This is a genomic window from Georgenia yuyongxinii, from assembly GCF_006352065.1.
Classification (GTDB): domain Bacteria; phylum Actinomycetota; class Actinomycetes; order Actinomycetales; family Actinomycetaceae; genus Georgenia; species Georgenia yuyongxinii.
On record NZ_CP040915.1, the window covers coordinates 1,936,679 to 1,957,033 of the forward strand.

Here is a 20,355-nt window from a genome sequence, read left to right on the forward strand (position 1 = left end):
CGAGAGGCCGCCCGGATCTCTCCGGGCGGCCTCTCGTTCGTGCTGGTGGGCGATACTGGGATCGAACCAGTGACCTCTTCCGTGTCAGGGAAGCGCGCTACCGCTGCGCCAATCGCCCATATCTGTCGGCAAACCGAGGTGGCGACGGGATTCGAACCCGTGTGTACGGCTTTGCAGGCCGCTGCCTCGCCTCTCGGCCACGCCACCCTGAGGCTGTGTGCCCACCGGGTGGTGGAACCTCCGAGCGGATGACGGGACTCGAACCCGCGACCCTCACCTTGGCAAGGTGATGCTCTACCAACTGAGCCACATCCGCATGCGTCCTCCGGTGGGCTTTTGCTCTCCGGCGGTGCTCCAGAACCTTAAACCAGGACCTCCGCGAAAGTCCAAACCGTGGGGCTGGATTCGGGAGGTGAGCCATGCCACAGTGCCCTCATGTCCCCGGAAAACCGCGTGATTCTCTGGGTCGACGGCGCCATCCGGGACCCGGCCGAGCCCGTCGTGCGCGCCACTGATCACGGACTCACGGTTGGCGACGGCGTCTTCGAGGCTTGCGAGCTGCTCGACGGGCGACCGTTCGCGCTCACTCGGCACCTGGAGCGGCTGGAGCGTTCCGCCGAAGGCCTCGGGCTCCCCGCACCAAACCGCGACGAGGTGAGCAAGGCGGTGGACGCCGTCGCCGCCGCCTGGGGCGACGAGCTGGCTCGCGTGCGGATCCTGTGGACCGCGGGGGAGGGGCCGCTCGGTACCGATGCCGCGTGGGGGCCGGGCACGCTGGTCGTCGCGGCCACCGCGGTCGGGGTGCCGCGGGCGGTGCGCGTGGCGGTGGTCCCCTGGGTGCGCAACGAGCGCTCGGCGATCGCCGGCCTCAAGACCACCTCGTATGCGGAGAACGTGCGGGCCCTGGCCTGGGCCAAGGCACACGGCGCCGACGAGGCGATCTTCGCCAACACCCGCGGTGAGCTGTGCGAGGGCACCGGGACCAACATCTTCCTCGAGCGCGACGGGGCCCTTCTCACCCCACCGCTGACGTCGGGCTGCCTGGCGGGGGTGACGCGTGCCGTGGTGATCGAGTGGGCCCGCGAGGACGGCATCGAGGTCCGCGAGGACGCGCTCGATCTCGCCGAGCTCGACGGCGCCGCGCACGTCGGTCTCACGTCGTCGACGAAGGGGATGGTGCCGGTCGTCGCCGTCGACGGTCGCCCGATCGAGCCCGGCCCCCTGACCGGGCGGATCGGCGAGGTCTACGCGCGCCGGCACGTGCTCGAGCGGGACCCGTGACCGCGCGGCGGCCGGTCGGTGTGGGCCTCGTCTCACCCCGGGCGGGCCGTGCCGGTTTCACGATCCGGGTGACCATTCGCTACGATCACTTCTCGCGAGGAACACGCCGGCCTGGTTCCGGAGGTTCCCCGATGCGGGCGATTGGCTCAGTGGTAGAGCGCCTCGTTCACACCGAGGAGGTCACTGGTTCGAACCCAGTATCGCCCACCATCACAATGGGCCTCTGACCAGCGAAAGCGCAGGTCAGGGGCCCGTTCTGTGTCCGCCCCAGGTGGACACGAGAGGACCCGGATGTCCTCGGTGGGGCTCTGCCAGCCCCACCACAGCCCCGCGGCCGATGCGGATCGGGCTGCTCTGGCTGTCACCGTGACAAGCGTCCCCGGGGGCCAAGTTCGACGCTGCACGGCGTAGCAGGGGCATTCCCGGGAGTGGGGCGCAGGCGTAGGGTCCCCCTTGCGTCGTCACCCGTCGACGATGCCCCGGACTAGTTAGCCCGGTGCCCAGGGCGCTCTCCCGAAGGTCCGCGGATGTCCACCGATGCAGATGTTCCCGCCGCCGCACCCCAGCCCGCGCCGGATCTGCCGGAATCCCAGGTGAAGGGACACGGGCGTGGCGTGGGTCTGGGTCTGTCCTTGGCAGCGCTGGGCGTGGTCTTCGGCGATATCGGCACCAGCCCTTTGTACGCCCTAAAGACGGTCTTCAGCGTGCAACACAATGCGGTCGAATCCACCCGCGAGGACGTCTTCGGCGTGATCTCCATGGTCTTCTGGGCTATCACGATAATCGTCTCGTATGGCTACGCGTTCCTCATGATGCGCGCGGACAACGAGGGAGAGGGCGGCATCCTGTCGCTTGTCGCCCTGCTGCGCCGTAGGGCCGCTGGGCACACGCGCCTGGTGGCGGCGTCCATCGTGATGGGGATCATCGGTGCGGCGCTGTTCTACGGCGACAGTGTGATCACTCCGGCCATCTCGGTCATGTCGGCCATCGAGGGCCTGGCTGTGGTGAGCCCGAGCTTCGGGTCGCTGGTCCTGCCTGTGTCGCTGGTGATCCTTACGGGGGTGTTCGCGGTTCAGAGATTCGGTACGTCGGCGGTGGGCCGGTTCTTCGGGCCGATCATGAGCGTCTGGTTCGTGTCGCTCGCCGCGCTCGGAATGCCGCACCTCCTGAAAAACCCCGAGATCCTGGGCGCGATCTCCCCGCACCACGCGATAGCGTTCGCCGTCGCCCGCCCCGGGGTCGCCTTCATCGCCATGGGTGCGGTCGTCCTGACCGTGACCGGCGTCGAGGCGCTGTACGCCGACATGGGCCACTTCGGGCGAACCCCCATCCGGTTGGCCTGGTTCGGGCTCGTGTTCCCGTCGCTCACGATCGTGTATCTCGGTATGGGCGCGATGATCCTGCGTCACCCTTCCACCATCGACAACCCGTTCTTCCATCTCGCCCCCGCCTGGGCGCAAGTTCCGCTCGTCGTCCTCGCGACGATGGCCACGATCATCGCCTCACAGGCAGTGATCTCGGGCGCGTTCTCGGTGTCCCGGCAGGCAACCCGCGCCAACCTCCTGCCCCGCCTCAATGTGGTGCACACGTCCACGGAGGAGGGCGGGCAGGTCTACATCGGCTCCATCAACTGGATCCTCTTCGTGGGTGTCATGCTCATCGTCGGGGTCTTCCAGTCGTCGGAGGCACTCGCCAGCGCCTATGGACTTGCCGTGACTGGAACACTCCTGCTGGAGATCACGGTCTTCCTGCTGCTGGCCCGCTTCGTGTGGCGGACGCACTGGGCGAAGATCCTGCTCGCCGTCCTCCTCATCGTTGGTTTCGAGCTGGCCTTCTTCCTCGCCAACGTCGCCAAGATCCTCCACGGAGGCTGGCTGCCGCTGCTCATCGCCGCCGGCGTCGTCACGATCATGCTGACCTGGCGCCAAGGGTATGCAGCCGTGCAGGAGCGGCGGCGCCAGATCGAGGGCCGGCTGGCGGACTTCATCACGATGGTGCGCGCCAGCGACATCCCACGGGTGGCCGGGCTGGCGGTGTTCCCCCACCCGAACGCCGAGACCACCCCGCTGGCGCTGCGCCAGAACCTCGAGTTCAACCACGTCCTTCACGAGCACAACGCGATCGTCAGCATCGTGAACGAGAACGTGCCCCATGTCCGGCACGTCGACCGGGCGAGCGTCGACGACCTGGGCTACGCCGACGACGGCTTCATCCATATCCGCTACCGCGTCGGGTTCAACGACAGCCAGTTCGTTCCCAAGGCGCTGGAGTGGGCCAAGGGCAAGGGCCCGGAGATCGACCTGGACCCCGACCAGGCGCGCTACTTCCTCTCGTCGCTTCGGCTCACCCAGGGAGACGTCCCCTCGCTGCCGAGGTGGCGCAGGCGACTGTTCCTGTGGTTGTCCGCCAACGCCGCCACCCGCACGGGCGTCTTCCACCTCCCGCTCGAACGCACGATCGTCATGGGCGGCCATCTCGAGCTGTGAGGCCGGACGCCGACCTCGGGCCGTCCCTCTCGGTTCGGCGGAGTCCGAAAGTGTCCGCCTGACAACCAGCTCAGATCAACGTCACCACACCAACGGTAGGTGATGGTCAGCGTCGACAGCGCGAAGGCCCGGCCGGTGGCCGGGAACGGGGATGGGCGGGTACACAGCGACTTCGCGAGCGAGGACTTGGCGGAGCCGACGATGCCAGCGACGACGACGTGGGGTGCGGTGACCGCCCCACCTGGCGCGGGCTCGGGACAGGGCTGGTGCTGCGGGGGCAGCCGCCCGCCGGGGTCAGGTCCGGCGCAGCCGCTGGCGGCGACGTCGAGGACCTCGATGATCCCGGGGTACTGCCAGACGCGGTTGCGCTGCTTGCCTGTGCGCTCCTCGAGCACGCCGGCGTCGGTGTGCTGGGCGAGGGCGCGCTGGGCGGCCATCTGGTTCAGGCCGAGGGTAGGGCGGCGAGGTCGTCGACTAGCTGGGCGTCGGAAGAGGCGGCGAGGCGGGAGGCGTCGGAGAACCGCTCGACGATGGGTCGGGCGTCGCCGGCGCGGTAGGCGGTCAGCGCGTCGAAGTAGCCGTCTGTGTCCTTGAGCAGTCCGGCCGACACCGGCGCGGTGGTCGAGCGCAGCACGCCCCTGCCGCGCAGCAGCGCGTGCACGATGGCGCGGCCGGTGCGGCTCCCAGCCGGGCTGAGCGTGCAGCAGCTCGGCCTGCATGGTCAGCACGGCCTGCTCGTCCAGCTGGTTGGCCAGCTCGAGCGCGGCCTCCATGTCCCGCACGTTGGCGACGACCACCTGGGAATTGCCGGAGGTGGACTGGCCGATCTCGGCCAGGGCGACCTGGCGGGCGCCGGCGGTGAGCTTCTCGATCTGCGACGAGGACGTGGACTCGGTGCGCAGCAGGATGGACGACATCGGCCCGAGCGTGGGGAGTCGGCGCCGAGCACGAAGCGGGCGTAGGCGTCGAAGCGCGACAGCGCGGAGGTGGCTTCCTCGGCGTCCGCGTCGTCCCGACCGGGGTGTGACGAGGTGTGCTGCGTCGTCGGCTCGACGCCGGCGGTGAGCTTCTCGATCTGCGACGAGGACGTGGACTCGGTGCGCAGCAGGATGGACGACATCGGCCCGAGCGTGGGGAGTCGGCGCCGAGCACGAAGCGGGCGTAGGCGTCGAAGCGCGACAGCGCGGAGGTGGCTTCCTCGGCGTCCGCGTCGTCCCGACCGGGGTGTGACGAGGTGTGCTGCGTCGTCGGCTCGTTGCTGTTCATCGGGTTGGCGTGGTGCAGGCGGGCGTTCCAGACGAGGATTCTGGGCCGCCCGCCCGCGGCACCCGAGAAGTGGCGCCTCGACGTCGGTCCGGCCCCATCGGGCGGACGGACTCCCCGGGGCAGCTCGTCGGGGAATGTCATTTTCGATGACCGCGGGAGCGGCCTCGTCGCCATCCGGTGAGGAGGAGACCGATGGTCCGAAGCCAGGTTTCGATCGGTACGGGCCGGCTGCGCCCAGAGCGGGGACTCGTGGAGCGGGCCTGCGAGCTGCACGCCGCCCTCGGGCTGCCCGTCCGCATGAAGATGATCAAGGTGCTCGGCTCTCAGGAGGCCGTGCCACCGTCGGTCAGCGAGGTCGGACGCACCCTGCAGATCAGTCAACCCACTGCCACCAAACATCTGGCGATCTTGCACCGCGCCGGCTTCGTCCGGAGGCAACAGGTGGGCTCACGGGTCCACTACGCCCTCGACCGCGAGACCGTCGCGGAGTACGAGGAAGTCATGAAGCTGGCTTTCCACCATGCCACGACGCCGTGCGTCAACTCGTTCGACTGCGACACGTGCCCGTTCGCGCAGACCTGCATATAGGAAGCGTGCCGACATATAGGAAGCGTGCCGAGCGTGGAACGGTCTCGTGGCGCCTCGGGTTGCCCACGACCGAAGGGCGGGTGATGAACCGAGTGAGCACACCTGTCCGTCGTCCGAACCGCGAGCATTCGAGCTGCTTTGGTCGGGCGGGAATCTCGAGGGTCCATTTGCCCGTCCAGATTCAGCCCGGACGAGTTCCTCACCAGTACGGGGAAAACCGCTGTTTCCGAAACTGAGGGCGCGGTAGCTGGCAAGTACCCGATTCCTTCTGGAGGTCGGATGTCGATTTTCGCCGGAGGTCCACAGAGGTCCACAGAGGTCCACAGAGGTCCCAGAGGCAGCAAAGGTTTCCAGGTCCGCGACCGCACCCAGGCAGCACTTCGGAGTGGGGGCTGTGATCGTGATCCTCACGCCGAACCGGAGGCGGCCGGCCGCAAAAGCCACACGCTCGCGGCAGCGGTCCATGCCAGTTGGGTGAGGAGCACCAGGAACCCGAGGTCGCCGTGGAGGGACGCGAGACCGTCCCGTGCGTGGGCGGCCGCACCAGCGATCCCGGCTGCGGCCATCACGAGGCTGGACCATCCGAGTGTGCGGGCGCGTGGGGTGCCGGTCAGCAGAACGACGCCGGTGGACCCGCCCAGGATCGCGAGACCCACGTTCGCGACCACGAAGAACACCGACGACAGGTCGTAGACCGCCATGATGACGGGCAGGTCGCCGGCGGCGGCCGTCCCGTGGGCGAGCGACGCGATGACGGCATAGCCGACTAGCTGGCAGGTGGCCAGCATGGTCCCGCCGATCGCGGCGGCGACCGGAAGCACCGACGCCGGACGTCGCGCCCAGAGGGCGGCGCAGACCCCGGCGACGAAGAGGCACAGCAGCCCGATGGACACGGTCTCGAGCAGGGTGGCGGTCAGGTAGGCGGCGCTGCCGTCGGCGTACCGCCCGGCGATCGCTGCGGCGCTTGTTCCTCCCGGGTCGGCGGGCAGGACAACGAAGCTCGCCGCCATCGCGGCGACCGACGTCATGCCGGCCATTCCGGCGATCCGGACACCGCGATCCGCAGCGTGCTGGGTGGTCGGGTGGGAGGCGGGGCGGGTGTGGGTGGTCATGGGAACCTCCGAGGGACGTGTCGTGGTGCGAGGAACCTAGGCGCGCGAAGAAGGCGCGGTCGTCAGCCCTCAGGACGGTCCAGGCTGTCGGGAAGCGACGCCGTGGAGGTCCGGCGGAGGAGGCGGGTCAACCACCGGGATGACCCGCCTCCGCCTCGGGGTCCTCCCGCTGCAGGGGGCCAGTGCCTTACGGTGAGCCGTGGCTGTCGACGCGGACGCGGCACGAGGACGGGTGGTTGCTCCCCCTGTCCCGGCCGACGCCGTGCTGGCGCTCGTGTTCACGGTCATTGCGCAAGTGGACGTGTGGCGCCCCGACCTCGCGGTGTGGGGCGACGACCCGGTCGCTGGGCCGGCGGCTCTCAACTCGGCGTTGCTGCTCCTCGTCACCGTGCCGGTCGCCTGGCGACGCACGGCGCCGCTGGCAGCGACTGCGGCGTCGATGACCGGGGTGACGGCCCAAGCCGCCCTGACGGGGCAGCCGCCGATCGGGCTGTTGCTGGTGGCTCCCGTCCTGACGGTGGTGTACTCGGCGGCCGCGTACGGGACGCGCCGGCAGGCGTGGATCGGGCTGGCGCTGACCGCCGTCGCCACTGCCGTCCACGACGCGCTGGACCCCCGCATCCAGAGCTTGGACGACGTCGGGGAGGCGTCCTACTGGTGGTTGGTCATCGCGCTGGCGTGGCTGGTGGGACTTTACGTGGGGAGCCGGCGCCGCGCACGACTGGACGCCGCTCTGGCGCGCCAGCGCGAAGTCGAGCTGGAGCGCGCCGAGCAGGAGGCCGTGGCCCGGGAACGGCTACGGATCGCGAACGAGCTCCACGACGTCGTCGCTCACAACGTCAGCGTGGTCGCCCTGCACGTCGGGGCAGCCCTCGAGCTGCTCGACGGCACGTCCGAACGAGCCCGCGAGCCGCTGCTCATCGTCGAGGCAACCGCCCGCAGCACCCTGAAAGAGATGCGCTCGCTGCTCGGCATCCTCCGCAGCGCCGACGCAGACGCCACCCAGGCGCCCCAGCCGGGGCTGGCCTCCCTGCGCGCCCTGGTGGCCGGCGTGACGGACGCAGGACTCCCTGTTGAGCTGGCGATCGAGGGGAAGGCCCATCCCCTCCCCGCGGGAGTGGACCTCGCCGCCTACCGCATCGTGCAGGAAGCGCTCACCAACATCCTCAAGCACGCCGTCGACGCCACCCACGCGGTGGTCAGAGTCTGCTTTGCGCCGGGGAGAGTGCAGCTGTCGATCTTTGACGACGGCCGCCCGAACCCGCGGGCCGACCGAGTTCCCGGCCACGGGCTGGTCGGGATGCGGGAACGAGTGGCCCTGTACGGCGGCGAGCTGACCGTAGGCGCTGGAACGGCCGGAGGCTTCCTGGTCGAGGCCCGGCTGCCGATCGGTGAGGCGACGCCGTGATCCGGGTGCTGATCGTCGACGACCAAGCGCTCGTGCGGAGTGGGCTACGGCTGATCCTGGAGGCGCAGGCGGACCTGGTGGTGGTCGGCGAAGCCGAGGACGCCGCCGCTGCCCTCACCGCCGCCCGGGCCCTGCTTCCTGACGTGGTGCTGATGGATGTCCGCATGCCCGGCGCCGACGGCATCGAAGCCACCCGGCGGCTCAACGAACTGGGGCTCGATCCCACGCCGCGGGTGATCGTCCTCACCACGTTCGACCTCGACCGGCACGTCTACGACGCCCTCCGCGCCGGAGCGTGCGGGTTCCTCACCAAGGACGTGGCCCGCGGTCAGCTGATCGACGCCGTCCGCGTCGCCGCCGCTGGTGGGACCCTGCTCGCCCCGACGGTCACGCGGCGGCTCATCGAGCACTTCACCTCGGGGCCGCCACCAGGACCAGGGCGTCCCGCCGCCCTCGAGACCCTGACCGACCGGGAGGTCGACGTCCTTCGGTCCGTGGCCGGCGGCGGGAGCAACGCCGACGTGGCCAGGGCTCTCTTTCTCAGCGAGGCCACCGTGAAGACCCACCTCAACCGCCTGCTCACCAAGCTGGGCCTCGGCAACCGCACCCAAGCCGTCGTCCTGGCGTACGAGGTCGGCCTCGTCCAACCCGGCCGGGGGGACGCTTCCACCGGTACGTGACTACCGCCCCCTGCTGTCGACGCAGCGCCGACCTGCTCGGCGACATGCAGACCCAGCGGGTGCAGGCACCGCTAGAACCTGGCCCCGGTGCCTGGTCCCCCTTATCCATCTCGCTGTCAGCCCTCGACGCTGCGGACCACGCGTGCCGGGTTGCCCACCGCCACGACGCCGGCCGGCAGGTCCTTGGTGACCACCGCCCCGGCGCCCACCACGGTGTTCTCGCCGATCGTCACGCCCGGGCAGACGACGACGCCGCCTCCCAGCCACACGTTGTCGCCGATGGTGATGGGCTGTGCGGCCTCCCACTTTTGTCGCCGCGGCTCCGGCTCGACGGGGTGCGTGGGGGTGAGCAGCTGGACGTTCGGGCCCATCTGGACGTCGTCGCCGATCGTGATGGGGGCGACGTCGAGCGCGACCAGGCCGTAGTTGGCGAAGCAGCGCGCACCCACCGTGATGTGCGTGCCGTAGTCGACGTAGAACGGCGGGCGGATCTCGGTGCCCTCGCCCACACCCCCCAGAAGCGCCTCCAGGAGCCGGCGGCGCAGCGGGCCCTGGCGGACGGTGGTCGCGTTGTACGCCGCCATGAGGTCCACGGCGACGGCGTACTGCTCGACCAGCTCGGGGTCGTCGGCGATGTAGGGGTCCCCGGCGAGCATGCGCTCGCGCATGGTGCGGGTGTCGTCGGTGGGTGTGGTCATGCCACGAACGTATCCAGTGCGGCGGGCCAGGTCATCCGCGGGCCGCCGGCGGTGCGCGGACGCGTGACCTGCGCTCGCTAGGATCGGGGGGTCCTGTCCGTGAACTGCCTGGAGTCCCATCGTGTCCGTGCGCACCCTGACCATCGACGGCGTCTCGCGAGAAGTCAGCGATGGCACCACGGGCACCGACCTCTTCGCGGACCGCCGCGACGTCGTCGCCCTCAACGTCGACGGCGAGCTCACGGACCTCGCCGTTTCGCTGCACAGCCTGCCCGACGGCGCCGGCGTCGAGTCGGTGACCCTCGACAGTCCCGAGGGGCTGTCGATCCTGCGTCATTCGGCCGCCCACGTGCTCGCTCAGGCGGTGCAGCAGGTGAACCCCGACGCCAAGCTGGGCATCGGCCCGCCCATCACCGACGGGTTCTATTACGACTTCGACGTCGAGGAGCCGTTCACCCCCGAGGACCTCCGCGCGCTGGAGAAGGCCATGGCGCGGATCGTCAAGGAGGGGCAGGGCTTCCGCCGTCGGGTCGTCACCGAGGACGAGGCGCGCAACGAGCTCGCCGACCAGCCCTACAAGCTCGAGCTGATCGGGCTCAAGGGCGCCACCGCCGACGGCGCCGAGGCCGCCGAGGGGGCGTCCGTGGAGGTCGGCGCGGGCGAGCTGACCATCTACGACAACGTGCGCCGCGGCGGTGAGGTCGCCTGGAAGGACCTGTGCCGGGGCCCGCACCTGCCCACCACGAAGCTGATCGGTAACGGCTTCGCCCTCATGCGCTCCGCCGCCGCCTACTGGCGTGGCAGCGAGAAGAACCCCCAGCTGCAGCGCATCTACGGCACCGCCTGGCCGAGCAAGGACGACCTCAAGGCCTACACCGAGCGCCTGGCCGAGGCCGAGCGCCGCGACCACCGCCGGCTCGGCTCGGAGATGGACCTGTTCTCCTTCCCCGACGAGATCGGCTCCGGCCTGGCGGTCTTCCACCCCAGGGGCGGGATCGTGCGCATGGAGATGGAGGACTACTCCCGCCGGCGCCACGTGGAGGAGGGGTACTCCTTCGTCAACACCCCGCACATCACCAAGGGCCGGCTGTTCGAGGTCTCCCAGCACCTCTCCTGGTACCGCGAGGGCATGTACCCCCCGATGCACCTCGACGAGGAGCGCGACGCCGAGGGCAACGTCCGCAAGCCGGGGCAGGACTACTACCTCAAGCCGATGAACTGCCCCATGCACAACCTGATCTTCCGTTCGCGCGGACGGTCCTACCGGGAGCTGCCGCTGCGGCTGTTCGAGTTCGGCACCGTCTACCGCAACGAGAAGTCCGGCGTGGTGCACGGCCTGACCCGGGCGCGCGGGTTCACCCAGGACGACGCGCACATTTACTGCACCCGGGAGCAGATGAAAGACGAGCTCACCACCACGCTCAACTTCGTGCTCGGCCTCCTCAAGGACTACGGCCTCACCGACTTCTATCTCGAGCTGTCCTCCAAGGACCCGGAGAAGTCGGTCGGCTCCGACGAGGTCTGGGAGGAGGCCACCCGCACGCTCCAGGAGGTCGGCGAGGCCTCCGGCCTGGAGCTGGTGCCCGACCCGGGCGGCGCGGCGTTCTACGGCCCGAAGATCTCCGTCCAGGCCCGCGATGCCATCGGCCGCACCTGGCAGATGTCCACGATCCAGCTCGACTTCAACCTGCCCGAGCTCTTCGAGCTCGAGTACACCGCCGCCGACGGCTCCCGGCAGCGCCCGGTGATGATCCACCGCGCCCTGTTCGGGTCCATCGAGCGGTTCTTCGCGGTCCTGCTCGAGCACTACGCCGGCGCGTTCCCCGCCTGGCTCGCCCCGGTCCAGGTGCTCGGCGTGCCCGTGGCCGACGTCTTCGACGACTACCTGCGCGGCGTGGCCGACCAGCTCCGCGCCCGCGGCGTGCGGGTCGAGCTGGACACCTCCGACGACCGGTTCGGCAAGAAGATCCGCAACGCCGCCAAGGAGAAGGTGCCCTTCGTGCTCATCGCCGGTGGCGAGGACGCCGAGGCCGGCGCGGTCTCGTTCCGGTTCCGGGACGGCAGCCAGCGCAACCAGGTCCCGATCGCGGAGGCGGTCGAGCTCATCGCGGGGGCGATCGCCCGCCGGGAGCAGGTGTGAACGTGCCCGCCGCAGAACCGGCCGGCTCGCTGGCCGGCGTGCCCGACGCCTTCCAGCGGCTGTGGACCCCGCACCGGATGGCCTACATCGACGGCGCGGACCGCCCCGACGACGACGGCGAGACCACCTGCCCGTTCTGCCGCACCCCCGGGCGGGAGGACGCCGACGGCCTGGTCGTCCACCGCGGGGAGACGGCGTACGTGGTGCTCAACCTCTACCCGTACAACCCGGGGCACCTCCTCGTCTGCCCGTACCGGCACGTTGCCGGCTACGTGGACCTCAGCGACGCCGAGCGGGATGAGGTGGGCGCGCTCACCGCGGCCGCGATGCGGGTGCTGACCGAGGTCTCTGCCCCGCACGGGTTCAACCTCGGCATGAACCAGGGCGCCGTTGCCGGGGCCGGGATCGCCGCGCACCTGCACCAGCACGTGGTGCCGCGCTGGGGCGGGGACGCGAACTTCTTCCCGATCGTCGCGGGGACCAAGGCGCTGCCGCAGGTGCTGGGCGAGACCCGCGAGCTCCTCGCCGACGGATGGCGGCGCCTGGCTGGCGCCGCCCAGGACGACACGGTGGTGCGGTAGTGCTCAGCAGGAACGGTCGCGGCTTCGCCGCAGTGGTGTTCGGGCCGGCTGCCCGCGTGCTGGTACGCCTCGGGGTCAGCCCCGACGTCGTCACGGTCAGCGGCACCGCCGCGGTCACGGCCGCCGCGCTTACCTTGCTGCCCGCCGACCACCTCGCCGTCGGCGCCCTCGTGCTCGGCGCGCTCGTCGTGGCCGACAACCTCGACGGGCAGATGGCGCGGATGAGCAACCGTGTCTCGCGGTGGGGCGCCTTCCTCGACTCCACGATGGACCGCATCGCCGACGCCGCGATCTTCTCCGGGGTGCTGCTGTGGGCGCTGCGCCACCTCGACGGTGCCCTCGGGGCGTGGACCGTCGGCCTGGCGCTCGCCTGCCTCGTGCTCGGCGGCGTGGTGCCCTACGCCAAGGCCCGCGCTGAGGGCCTGGGCATGACCGCCAACGTCGGCCTCGCCGAGCGCGCCGACCGGCTGGTGGTGGTCCTGGTGGCCACGCTCCTCGTCGGCCTCGGCCTGCCCGCCGCCGTCCTCACCGCCGCGCTGGCCCTGCTCGCCGTGGCCAGCGCCGTCACCGTCGTCCAGCGCATGCGCACCGTGTACGTGCAGGCCCGCGGCGACAGCGTCGCCCTGGCGGGCGACGGCGACGAGCTGGGCGGTGACGGCGGTACGCCGGCCGAGCGGCCTGCGCCCGACGGTGCCGCGCGGCCGGCGCCCGACGGTGCCGCCAGCACGAACGGCCCGGCCGGAGGTGCGGCGTCGTGACGGTCGACGTGGTGCGTGTGTTCCGGCTCGCCCAGCTCGGCGCCGAGCGGCTCCCCGAGCCGGTGGTGCGGGCGGTGTTCTCCGCCGTCGCCGACCTCGCCTGGCTCACCCGCGGAGGCGGCGTGCGCCAGCTCGAGCGCAACCTGGCCCGCATCCGTCCCGACCTGTCCCCGCGCGACCTGCGCCGGGTCTCCCGGCAGAACATGCGCGGCTACATGAGGTACTACCGCGAGGCGTTCCAGCTGCCCCGCCTGACCTCCGCCCAGATCGCCGCCCGGGTGCGGCCCCTGGGGCTGGGGCCCCTGCGAGCGGAGTTCGCCGCCGGCCGGTCCGTCTGCGCCGCGCTCGCTCATACGGGGAACTGGGACCTGGCCGGGGCCTGGGCGACCAAGGAGCTGGCGCCCGTCGTCACCGTGGCCGAGCACCTCGAGCCCGAGGAGCTCTTCCAGGGGTTCCTGGACTTCCGGACCGGGCTCGGGATGACGATCATCCCGTTCGAGCAGGACGGCTCGGTGTTCCGGGAGCTGCTTCGCCACGCGTCTACGAGCGCCAGCATCCTGCCGCTCCTGGCCGACCGGGACCTCTCCCGCGGCGGTGTCGAGGTGGACCTGGCCGGCCACCGCGCCCGGGTGGCGCCTGGGCCGGCCGCGCTCAGCCGGGCATCCCGACAGGCCCTGCACCCGGCGATGATCCGGCACGAGCGCCTGCGCGGCGCACGGCGCCGCGCCGCCGGCAGCCCGTGGGGCATCGTCATCGAGTTCGGCCCGCGGCTGGACGTCCCTGGCGAGAAGGCCGCCGTCGCCGAGCTCACCGAGCGATGGGTCGACTGGGTGGGCGCCGAGCTGCGCCGCTATCCCGAGGCGTGGCACATGCTCCAGAAGGTCTTCGTCGACGACCTGGACGCGGACCGGCTCGCCCGCGCGGGCGCCCACGGGACGGGGGAGCGTTCGGCGGTAGAGGCCGACGGCGCGGCCACCGCGACCGAGGCCGGTGCCCCGCCCGCCGGGCACGCTCCCGCGCCCGAGGCGCGCCGCTGATGCGGGTCGGGATCGTCTGCCCGTACTCCTTCGACGCACCGGGCGGCGTGCAGTTTCACGTGCGCGACCTCGCCGAGGAGCTCATCCGGCGCGGCCACACCGTCTCCGTTCTCGCCCCCGCGGAGGACGCCACGCCCGTCCCCGACTACGTGGTCTCCACCGGCCGGACGGTGGCGATCCCGTACAACGGCTCGGTCGCGAGGCTCAACTTCGGCCCGGTCGTGGCCGGGCGGGTCCGGCGCTGGGTGGAGCAGGGCGAGTTCGACCTGCTGCACATCCACGAGCCGATGATCCCCTCGCTGAGCATGCTCGCGCTGTGGGTGGCCGACGGCCCGGTCGTCGCCACCTTCCACACCTCGATGGAGCGCTCCCGCGGTCTGCAGGCGATCTCGCCGGTCGTCATCCCGATGCTCGAGAAGATCACCGGCCGCATCGCCGTGTCCGAGGAGGCGCGCCGCACTCTCGTGCAGCACCTGGGTGGGGACGCCGTCGTCGTCCCCAACGGCGTGTACGTGGACCGCTTCGCCGACGCCCCGCAGAACCGGGAGTGGGAGGGCACCGACGAGCGCCCGACCGTGGCATTCCTCGGCCGACTGGACGAGCCCCGGAAGGGCCTGCCCATCCTCGCTGCCGCCGTCGAGCCCGTCCTGCGGGAGATCCCCGGCGCCCGCTTCCTCGTCGCCGGGCGCGGTGAGGCCGTGCAGGACCGTGAGCTGCTGGCGCCGTTCGGCGACGCCGTCAGCTTCGTCGGCGGCATCAGCGACGCCGAGAAGGCGAGCCTCTTCGCCTCCGTCGACGCGTACGTGGCGCCGCAGACCGGCGGGGAGAGCTTCGGCATCGTGCTCGTCGAGGCCATGAGCGCCGGGTCCTTGGTCGTCGCCTCGGACATCCCCGCCTTCCAGGCCGTGCTCGACGGCGGCACCCTCGGCCGGCTCTTCCACCGTGGAGATCCCGCAAGCCTGGCCCGCGTCCTGACGGACGTGCTCGGGCAGCGAGCGGCCGGCACGCCGATGCGTGAGCGAGCCTCCACCGCTGTGCGCCGTTACGACTGGTCCACCGTGACCAGCCAGGTGCTTGCCGTCTACGACATGGTGCTGTCCACCGCCCACGCCCGCGTGAGCGAGGATCCGCGTTCGCTGACCGTCTTCGGCCGGTTGCGCGCCGCGACGCAGGCCGTCACCGGCGGCGAGGGGAGCGGCACGTGGGCATGACCGAGTGGGTGCTCCTCGCCGTCGGCGTCCTCGCCGTCCTCGGCTGGTGGCTGTGGGTGCAGGCCTCCCGGGTGGACCGGCTGCACCGCACGGTCCTGCGATCGCGCGCCACGCTGGAGGCGCAGCTGTTCCGCCGGGCCACGGCCGCCACCGAGCTGGCCGCGTCCGGCGTGCTGGACCCGGCCGAGTCCGTGATCGTGACCGACGTGGCGCTGCGCGCCACCGACGCGACTTCCGACGTCCTCGTCCCCGACGGCCTGGAGGGCCCTACGGACTCCCTGGACGAGGGCGGCGGCGCCGACGGCGTCACCACCTCCCGCACCGCGCCGGGCGTCGCGGGCAGCGCGAGGACCGCACCCGACCGGGGCCTGCTCGAGAGCGAGCTCAGCCGGACCTTGCGCGCCGTGCTGGGCACGGGCGCCGAGCGCGCCGAGCTGGCGGAGGACCCACATGCAGCCGACGTCCTCAGCCAGCTCCAGCAGGCCTGGTACCGCTTGCAGGTCGCCCGCCGCTTCCACAACGCGCACGTGGAGCAGGTGCGCAAGGCCCGCTCTCGCTGGGCGGTACGCACCTTCCGCCTCGCCGGCCGCGCGCCGCTGCCCGATCCGTTCGACATGGACGACGCGCTGCCGCGCGAGTGACGCGCCCTTAGGGTGACCCGCATGACGAGCGGACCGGTCGATCCTCTCGGTACTTCCCGTGGCCGCTATGTCGCCTCACCGGGCGTCCCACCGAGCGCCGTCCCCGCGCGCGCCGCGGGAGGAGCCGGCCTGCCGACACAGCCTCAGTGGGGCCCCGTACGGCGCCGCCGGACAGCGACGCTCGTCGTCGAGGTGATCGGCATCGCCCTCGGGCTCGCGGGCGCCGTCTGGGTGCTCGCGGCTGTCCTGGCCGTCGGCGGCACCGGCCCGACGGCGATGGCCGCGGTGCTCGCGTTCCTCCCGCTCGTCGGGGTGCTGGCCGTCGTGGGCTGGGTGGACCGGTGGGAACCGGAGCCGCGCTGGCTGCTGGCCGCGGCGCTCGCGTGGGGCGCGGGCGTGTCCACCGCCATCGCGCTCGCCCTCAACGACCTGTTCATGCTCAAGGTCCTCGCGACCACCGGCAGCGAGACGCAGGCCGAGGTGCTTGGCACCGTGCTCGGGGCACCCGTGGTGGAGGAGGTGGCCAAGGGTGCCGGCGTCGTGCTGATCTTCCTCGTGCGCCGGCGCAGCTTCGACGGCCCGGTGGACGGGATCGTCTACTCCGCCACCGTCGCCGCTGGCTTCGCGTTCACCGAGAACGTCCTGTACTTCGTGCAGTACCAGGACCTGATCACACAGGTGTTCATCGCCCGCGCCGTCCAGGGGCCGTTCGCCCACCTGACGTTCACGGCCTGCACGGGCATCGCCCTGGGCCTGGCGTCGCGGTCCCGCGCCCCGGGGGCGTGGCTCGCGTATCTTCCGCTCGGGCTGGCCGGCGCGGTCTTCCTGCACGCCGTCTGGAACGCCTCGGCGGTGCTCGCGGTGATGGACGCCGTCTACTGGCTCTTCCAGGTGCCGCTGTTCGTCGGCCTCATCGGCCTGGTCCTGTGGCTGCGCAACGACGAGCGCGCGGTGATCGCGGGCCGGCTCGGGGAGTACGCCCGAGCCGGCTGGTTCGCCCCGCACGAGGTCACGATGCTCGCGTCCATGCGCGGGCGACGCCGCGCCCGGGCGTGGGCGGCCGGCCTGGGGCCCGCGGCGGCCGACTCGATGCGGTCCTTCCAGCGGGCGGCGACGTTGCTCGCCTTCACCCGGCAGCGGGCGTTGACCGGGCGCGCGGACCGCCGCCTGCGGCACGACGAGCAGGGCCTCCTCGGTGAGGTCGTGCGCACCCGCTCCGCGGTCACCGCGGCGGCGACGGTGCGGCGATAGGGCTGACGCCGCGCTAGGACGGGCAAGAGCGGGGGAGGGCAAGAGGGGCCTGCGCGCGCGACTAGACTTGGACCCGTCCCTCCTCCCTCAACACAGAGGTCACCGTGTCAGAGAACGAGTTCGCCGTATCAGAGCCCACCCCCGAGCGAGGCACCGCCCGGGTCAAGCGGGGGATGGCCGAGATGCTCAAGGGCGGCGTCATCATGGACGTCGTCACCGCGGAGCAGGCCAAGATCGCCGAGGACGCCGGCGCCGTCGCCGTCATGGCCCTCGAGCGGGTGCCTGCGGACATCCGCGCGCAGGGCGGCGTCTCGCGCATGAGCGACCCCGACATGATCGACAGCATCATCAGCGCCGTCTCCATCCCCGTCATGGCCAAGGCCCGCATCGGGCACTTCGTCGAGGCCCAGGTGCTGCAGGCACTCGGCGTGGACTACGTCGACGAGTCCGAGGTGCTCACCCCGGCCGACTACGCCAACCACATCGACAAGTGGCAGTTCACCGTCCCCTTCGTGTGCGGGGCCACCAACCTCGGTGAGGCGCTGCGCCGCATCACCGAGGGCGCGGCGATGATCCGCTCCAAGGGCGAGGCCGGCACCGGCGACGTCTCCAACGCCACCACCCACATGCGTCAGATCCGCCAGCAGATCCGCCGCCTGCAGAACCTGCCCGAGGACGAGCTCTACGTGGCCGCCAAGGAGCTCCAGGCGCCGTACGACCTCGTCAAGGAGGTCGCCGACGCGGGCAAGCTCCCGGTGGTGCTGTTCACCGCCGGCGGGATCGCCACCCCCGCGGACGCCGCGATGATGATGCAGCTCGGCGCCGAGGGCGTGTTCGTCGGCTCCGGCATCTTCAAGTCGGGCAACCCCGCCCAGCGGGCCGCCGCCATCGTCAAGGCCACGACCTTCCACGACGACCCGGGTGTCATCGCGGACGTCTCCCGCGGCCTCGGCGAGGCCATGGTCGGCATCAACGTCGACGACATCCCCGTGCCGCACCGGCTCGCCGAGCGCGGCTGGTGACGGCGGACGCGCCGGAGCGGCGCCGGCCCGCGGCGGCACGTCCGTCGCGGGCCGCCGTCCGTCCCGGCGCGTTCACCTCGGGCGCCGTCAGTCCCGGCGTGTACACCTCGGGCGCCTTCCGTCCCGGCGCGGCCGGATGAGCGAGCCGCTCACCTACGGACTGGGCCCCGAGTGGACGCCCGGCCCCGACGGCGTGCCGTTCCGGCGCGCCGCCCGGGTGATCCTTGTGGATGAGCACGACCGGCTGCTCCTCGTCCGCGGCCACGACGCCGGTGAGGTCACCCGCTCGTGGTGGTTCACCGTGGGCGGCGGCGTGGACGCCTCGGAAGACGTGCGCGACGGCGCCGCGCGGGAGGTCTTCGAGGAGACCGGCCTGGTGGTCGGCCCGGCCGACCTGGTCGGGCCGGTGCTGACCCGCAGCGCCGTCTTCGACTTCGCCCGCGTCACCTGCCGGCAGGACGAGCAGTTCTTCCTCGCCCGCGTCTCCTCCGCCGACGCCGTCTCCGACGACGGGTGGACCGAGCTCGAGCGGGACGTCCTGGACGAGATGCGCTGGTGGCATCTCGACGAGCTCGCCGCCGCCGTCGCCGCAGGCGCCGTGGTCTATCCCGCGCCGTTGCCGGCGCTGGTGCGCGGACTGCTCTGCGGCTGGGACGGCAGCACGCCGCACCTGGACGAGTCCTCGGTCTGAGCGTGTGGCCGCGACAACGTCACTGTCGACACCATGTCGCAGCGCATGGCACTGCGCCGGGTCAGGTCGCCGGGCGGACCGCGGCGGGGTCGACGTCGATCCAGGTGGCCTCGGCGTGGGCGAGCAGCGCGCCGTCGGCGGTGTAGAGCACTGTCCCGCTGAAGTGCTTGCGGCCCTGCCCGCCCCGCGGCCAGGCGACCACCACGTGCTCCGCGCCGACCACCGGCAGCTCGAGCACCTGGGCGGCCATGGTGCCCAGCACCATGGGCCGGCCCCCGACGCCGAGCGCCCAGGCGCCCGGGCAGTCCAGCGCCGCCCACACCAGCTCCTGCGCCGACTCCGTGGGCACCCAGGCCGCCGCGTAGACCTCGTGGCCGTTCACCGGGCCGGGCCGCAGCAACAACGCGTCCCCGAGGGTCCGCGCCGTGCCGCACACGAAGCAGGTGGGGAAGGGGTGGTCGTGCAGGCCGGGGTAGGCCGCGCCCGCCGCGACGGCGGCGGCGTACGTCACGGGAGCAGGGACGTCGTCGATGGACAGGGCCCCGACGGCGTGGGCCCGGAGCACGGGGGTTACGCCGTCGGCCACCTCGGTCCCGCCGTCGGCGACCGGGTGCACCTGCATGGCCCGGTCCAACGGCGGGGGGCTGAGGAGCCGCACGCTCACCGCCGGCAGCGCCGTGCTGGTGGGGACATGGCGCGCCAGGTGACCACTGACCCAGCCGCCGTTGGCGGAGTGCGGTGGCCCGCAGTACCGACGGGGCACGGTGAAGGAGGCGCTCACGCCAGCACGGTAGCCGGAACGGCAGGTACCAGGGCCGCCGTACGATCGGATCCGTGACGAGCCAGTTCCCCCAACCGCTCATCGGCGTCCTCGCCCTCCAGGGCGACGTCCGGGAGCATGTCGCCGCCCTCACCGCGAGCGGCGCGCGGGTCATCACCGTCCGCCGCCCGGCCGAGCTGGCCGCCGTCGACGGGCTGGTCCTGCCGGGTGGGGAGTCGACCACCATCGAGAAGCTGCTGCGCGCCTTTGACCTCTACGAGCCGATGCGCACCCGGATCGCCGAGGGCCTGCCGGTGTACGGCTCGTGCGCGGGCATGATCCTGCTGGCCGACCGCGTCCAGGGCGCGACCGCGGACCAGACCACCCTCGGCGGCATCGACATGACCGTGCGCCGCAACGCGTTCGGCCGGCAGGTCGACTCCTTCGAGGAGGATCTGCTCGCCCCCGCGCTGGGCGCCGGGCCCGACGACGCACCGCTTCGTGCCGTGTTCATCCGGGCGCCCTGGGTGGAGGACGTGGGCGACGGCGTGGAGGTGCTCGCCCGGGCCACGGGCCGGGCCGACGCGCCCACGGGTAAGATCGTGGCAGTTCGGCACGGCATGCTGCTCGCCACGTCCTTCCACCCGGAGATCGGGGGCGAGACCCGAGTGCACCGTCTGTTCGTGGAGATGGTCCGGGACGCCGCCGTGCCGCGCACGCTAGCGACGAGCTGAGGGAGCCAAT

At 71.8% G+C, this 20,355-nt stretch carries 20 protein-coding genes and 4 tRNA genes; 17 read left to right on the forward strand and 7 right to left on the reverse strand.

The features are described 5' to 3' along the window. Positions 1-43: 43 nt before the first annotated feature. The 3 genes from FE374_RS08725 to FE374_RS08735 all read right to left on the reverse strand — a co-directional run bounded on the left by FE374_RS08725 (position 44) and on the right by FE374_RS08735 (position 316). Positions 44-118: transfer RNA gene (locus FE374_RS08725), tRNA-Val, on the reverse strand. An 18-nt stretch (positions 119-136) separates the two neighbouring features. Continuing rightward, positions 137-207: transfer RNA gene (locus FE374_RS08730), tRNA-Cys, on the reverse strand. A 36-nt stretch (positions 208-243) separates the two neighbouring features. Further along, a tRNA-Gly gene (locus FE374_RS08735) sits at positions 244-316 on the reverse strand. A 119-nt stretch (positions 317-435) separates the two neighbouring features. Here FE374_RS08735 and FE374_RS08740 point away from each other — a divergent pair. From FE374_RS08740 to FE374_RS08750, 3 genes are all read left to right on the forward strand, one after another. Then, a complete protein-coding gene (locus FE374_RS08740; protein WP_179957362.1) occupies positions 436-1,281 on the forward strand; it encodes an aminotransferase class IV in 846 nt (281 codons plus the stop codon). Positions 1,282-1,416: 135 nt separating this feature from the next. Then, positions 1,417-1,491: transfer RNA gene (locus FE374_RS08745), tRNA-Val, on the forward strand. Between the two features lie 317 nt (positions 1,492-1,808). Beyond that, on the forward strand, positions 1,809-3,767 hold the full coding sequence (locus tag FE374_RS08750; protein WP_139928282.1) for a potassium transporter Kup: 1,959 nt from the start codon (positions 1,809-1,811) through the stop codon (positions 3,765-3,767). 442 nt (positions 3,768-4,209) lie between these two features. On the opposite strand, the gene FE374_RS19150 is transcribed toward FE374_RS08750, so the two are convergent. Then, positions 4,210-4,377 carry a hypothetical protein gene (locus FE374_RS19150; RefSeq protein ID WP_168205637.1) on the reverse strand — a complete coding sequence of 56 codons (168 nt, stop codon included), beginning with the start codon at positions 4,375-4,377 and terminating at the stop codon, positions 4,210-4,212. Between the two features lie 7 nt (positions 4,378-4,384). Between FE374_RS19150 and FE374_RS19155 the strand changes: the two genes are divergently transcribed. Further along, positions 4,385-4,729, forward strand: a complete 345-nt coding sequence (locus FE374_RS19155) for a hypothetical protein (RefSeq protein WP_168205638.1) — start codon at positions 4,385-4,387, stop codon at positions 4,727-4,729. Positions 4,730-5,225: 496 nt separating this feature from the next. Beyond that, entirely contained in the window at positions 5,226-5,621 is a 396-nt protein-coding gene (locus tag FE374_RS08765) for an ArsR/SmtB family transcription factor (protein WP_139928286.1), read from the forward strand. 407 nt (positions 5,622-6,028) lie between these two features. Here FE374_RS08765 and FE374_RS08770 read toward each other — a convergent pair whose 3' ends face one another. Then, positions 6,029-6,733: a hypothetical protein gene (locus FE374_RS08770; RefSeq protein ID WP_139928288.1), complete on the reverse strand. Its 705-nt coding sequence runs from the start codon at positions 6,731-6,733 to the stop codon at positions 6,029-6,031. 232 nt (positions 6,734-6,965) lie between these two features. Here FE374_RS08770 and FE374_RS08775 point away from each other — a divergent pair, with 232 nt between their 5' ends. Together FE374_RS08775 and FE374_RS08780 are read left to right on the forward strand one after the other, a co-directional pair. Continuing rightward, on the forward strand, positions 6,966-8,141 hold the full coding sequence (locus tag FE374_RS08775; RefSeq protein WP_139928291.1) for a sensor histidine kinase: 1,176 nt from the start codon (positions 6,966-6,968) through the stop codon (positions 8,139-8,141). Continuing rightward, complete coding sequence (locus FE374_RS08780; protein WP_139928292.1) at positions 8,138-8,821, forward strand: response regulator; 684 nt, start codon at positions 8,138-8,140, stop codon at positions 8,819-8,821. The genes FE374_RS08775 and FE374_RS08780 overlap by 4 nt, the downstream gene beginning before the upstream one ends. A gap of 116 nt (positions 8,822-8,937) precedes the next feature. Here FE374_RS08780 and FE374_RS08785 read toward each other — a convergent pair whose 3' ends face one another. Continuing rightward, the gene (locus tag FE374_RS08785; protein WP_139928294.1) at positions 8,938-9,519 is read right to left on the reverse strand and encodes a sugar O-acetyltransferase; all 582 of its coding nucleotides are present in this window, start codon (positions 9,517-9,519) and stop codon (positions 8,938-8,940) included. A 121-nt stretch (positions 9,520-9,640) separates the two neighbouring features. Between FE374_RS08785 and thrS the strand changes: the two genes are divergently transcribed. The 9 genes from thrS (at position 9,641) to FE374_RS08830 (ending at position 18,851) form a co-directional block, all read left to right on the forward strand. Beyond that, positions 9,641-11,659 (forward strand): threonine--tRNA ligase, encoded by a 2,019-nt coding sequence (gene thrS, locus FE374_RS08790; RefSeq protein ID WP_139928296.1) that lies wholly within the window; start codon positions 9,641-9,643, stop codon positions 11,657-11,659. After that, positions 11,656-12,240, forward strand: coding sequence for an HIT family protein (locus FE374_RS08795; protein WP_388044443.1), 585 nt, complete (start codon positions 11,656-11,658; stop codon positions 12,238-12,240). Before thrS ends, FE374_RS08795 begins: the two co-directional genes overlap by 4 nt. Beyond that, positions 12,240-12,998: a phosphatidylinositol phosphate synthase gene (pgsA, locus tag FE374_RS08800; protein WP_330998444.1), complete on the forward strand. Its 759-nt coding sequence runs from the start codon at positions 12,240-12,242 to the stop codon at positions 12,996-12,998. The genes FE374_RS08795 and pgsA overlap by 1 nt, the downstream gene beginning before the upstream one ends. Continuing rightward, complete coding sequence (locus FE374_RS08805) at positions 12,995-14,035, forward strand: phosphatidylinositol mannoside acyltransferase (RefSeq protein ID WP_139928300.1); 1,041 nt, start codon at positions 12,995-12,997, stop codon at positions 14,033-14,035. The genes pgsA and FE374_RS08805 overlap by 4 nt, the downstream gene beginning before the upstream one ends. Beyond that, entirely contained in the window at positions 14,035-15,246 is a 1,212-nt protein-coding gene (locus FE374_RS08810; RefSeq protein ID WP_139928302.1) for a glycosyltransferase family 4 protein, read from the forward strand. Before FE374_RS08805 ends, FE374_RS08810 begins: the two co-directional genes overlap by 1 nt. Continuing rightward, positions 15,237-15,887 (forward strand): hypothetical protein, encoded by a 651-nt coding sequence (locus tag FE374_RS08815; protein WP_223173680.1) that lies wholly within the window; start codon positions 15,237-15,239, stop codon positions 15,885-15,887. The genes FE374_RS08810 and FE374_RS08815 overlap by 10 nt, the downstream gene beginning before the upstream one ends. 21 nt (positions 15,888-15,908) lie before the next feature. Then, complete coding sequence (locus FE374_RS08820) at positions 15,909-17,138, forward strand: PrsW family intramembrane metalloprotease (protein WP_139928304.1); 1,230 nt, start codon at positions 15,909-15,911, stop codon at positions 17,136-17,138. Between the two features lie 104 nt (positions 17,139-17,242). Then, positions 17,243-18,160, forward strand: a complete 918-nt coding sequence (pdxS, locus tag FE374_RS08825) for a pyridoxal 5'-phosphate synthase lyase subunit PdxS (RefSeq protein WP_139928306.1) — start codon at positions 17,243-17,245, stop codon at positions 18,158-18,160. Between the two features lie 136 nt (positions 18,161-18,296). Further along, positions 18,297-18,851 (forward strand): NUDIX hydrolase, encoded by a 555-nt coding sequence (locus FE374_RS08830; RefSeq protein WP_139928308.1) that lies wholly within the window; start codon positions 18,297-18,299, stop codon positions 18,849-18,851. Positions 18,852-18,912: 61 nt separating this feature from the next. Here FE374_RS08830 and FE374_RS08835 read toward each other — a convergent pair whose 3' ends face one another. Next, the gene (locus FE374_RS08835; RefSeq protein ID WP_139928310.1) at positions 18,913-19,632 is read right to left on the reverse strand and encodes a hypothetical protein; all 720 of its coding nucleotides are present in this window, start codon (positions 19,630-19,632) and stop codon (positions 18,913-18,915) included. A 53-nt stretch (positions 19,633-19,685) separates the two neighbouring features. Here FE374_RS08835 and pdxT point away from each other — a divergent pair, with 53 nt between their 5' ends. Next, positions 19,686-20,345, forward strand: a complete 660-nt coding sequence (pdxT, locus tag FE374_RS08840) for a pyridoxal 5'-phosphate synthase glutaminase subunit PdxT (RefSeq protein ID WP_139928312.1) — start codon at positions 19,686-19,688, stop codon at positions 20,343-20,345. Positions 20,346-20,355: the final 10 nt, after the last annotated feature.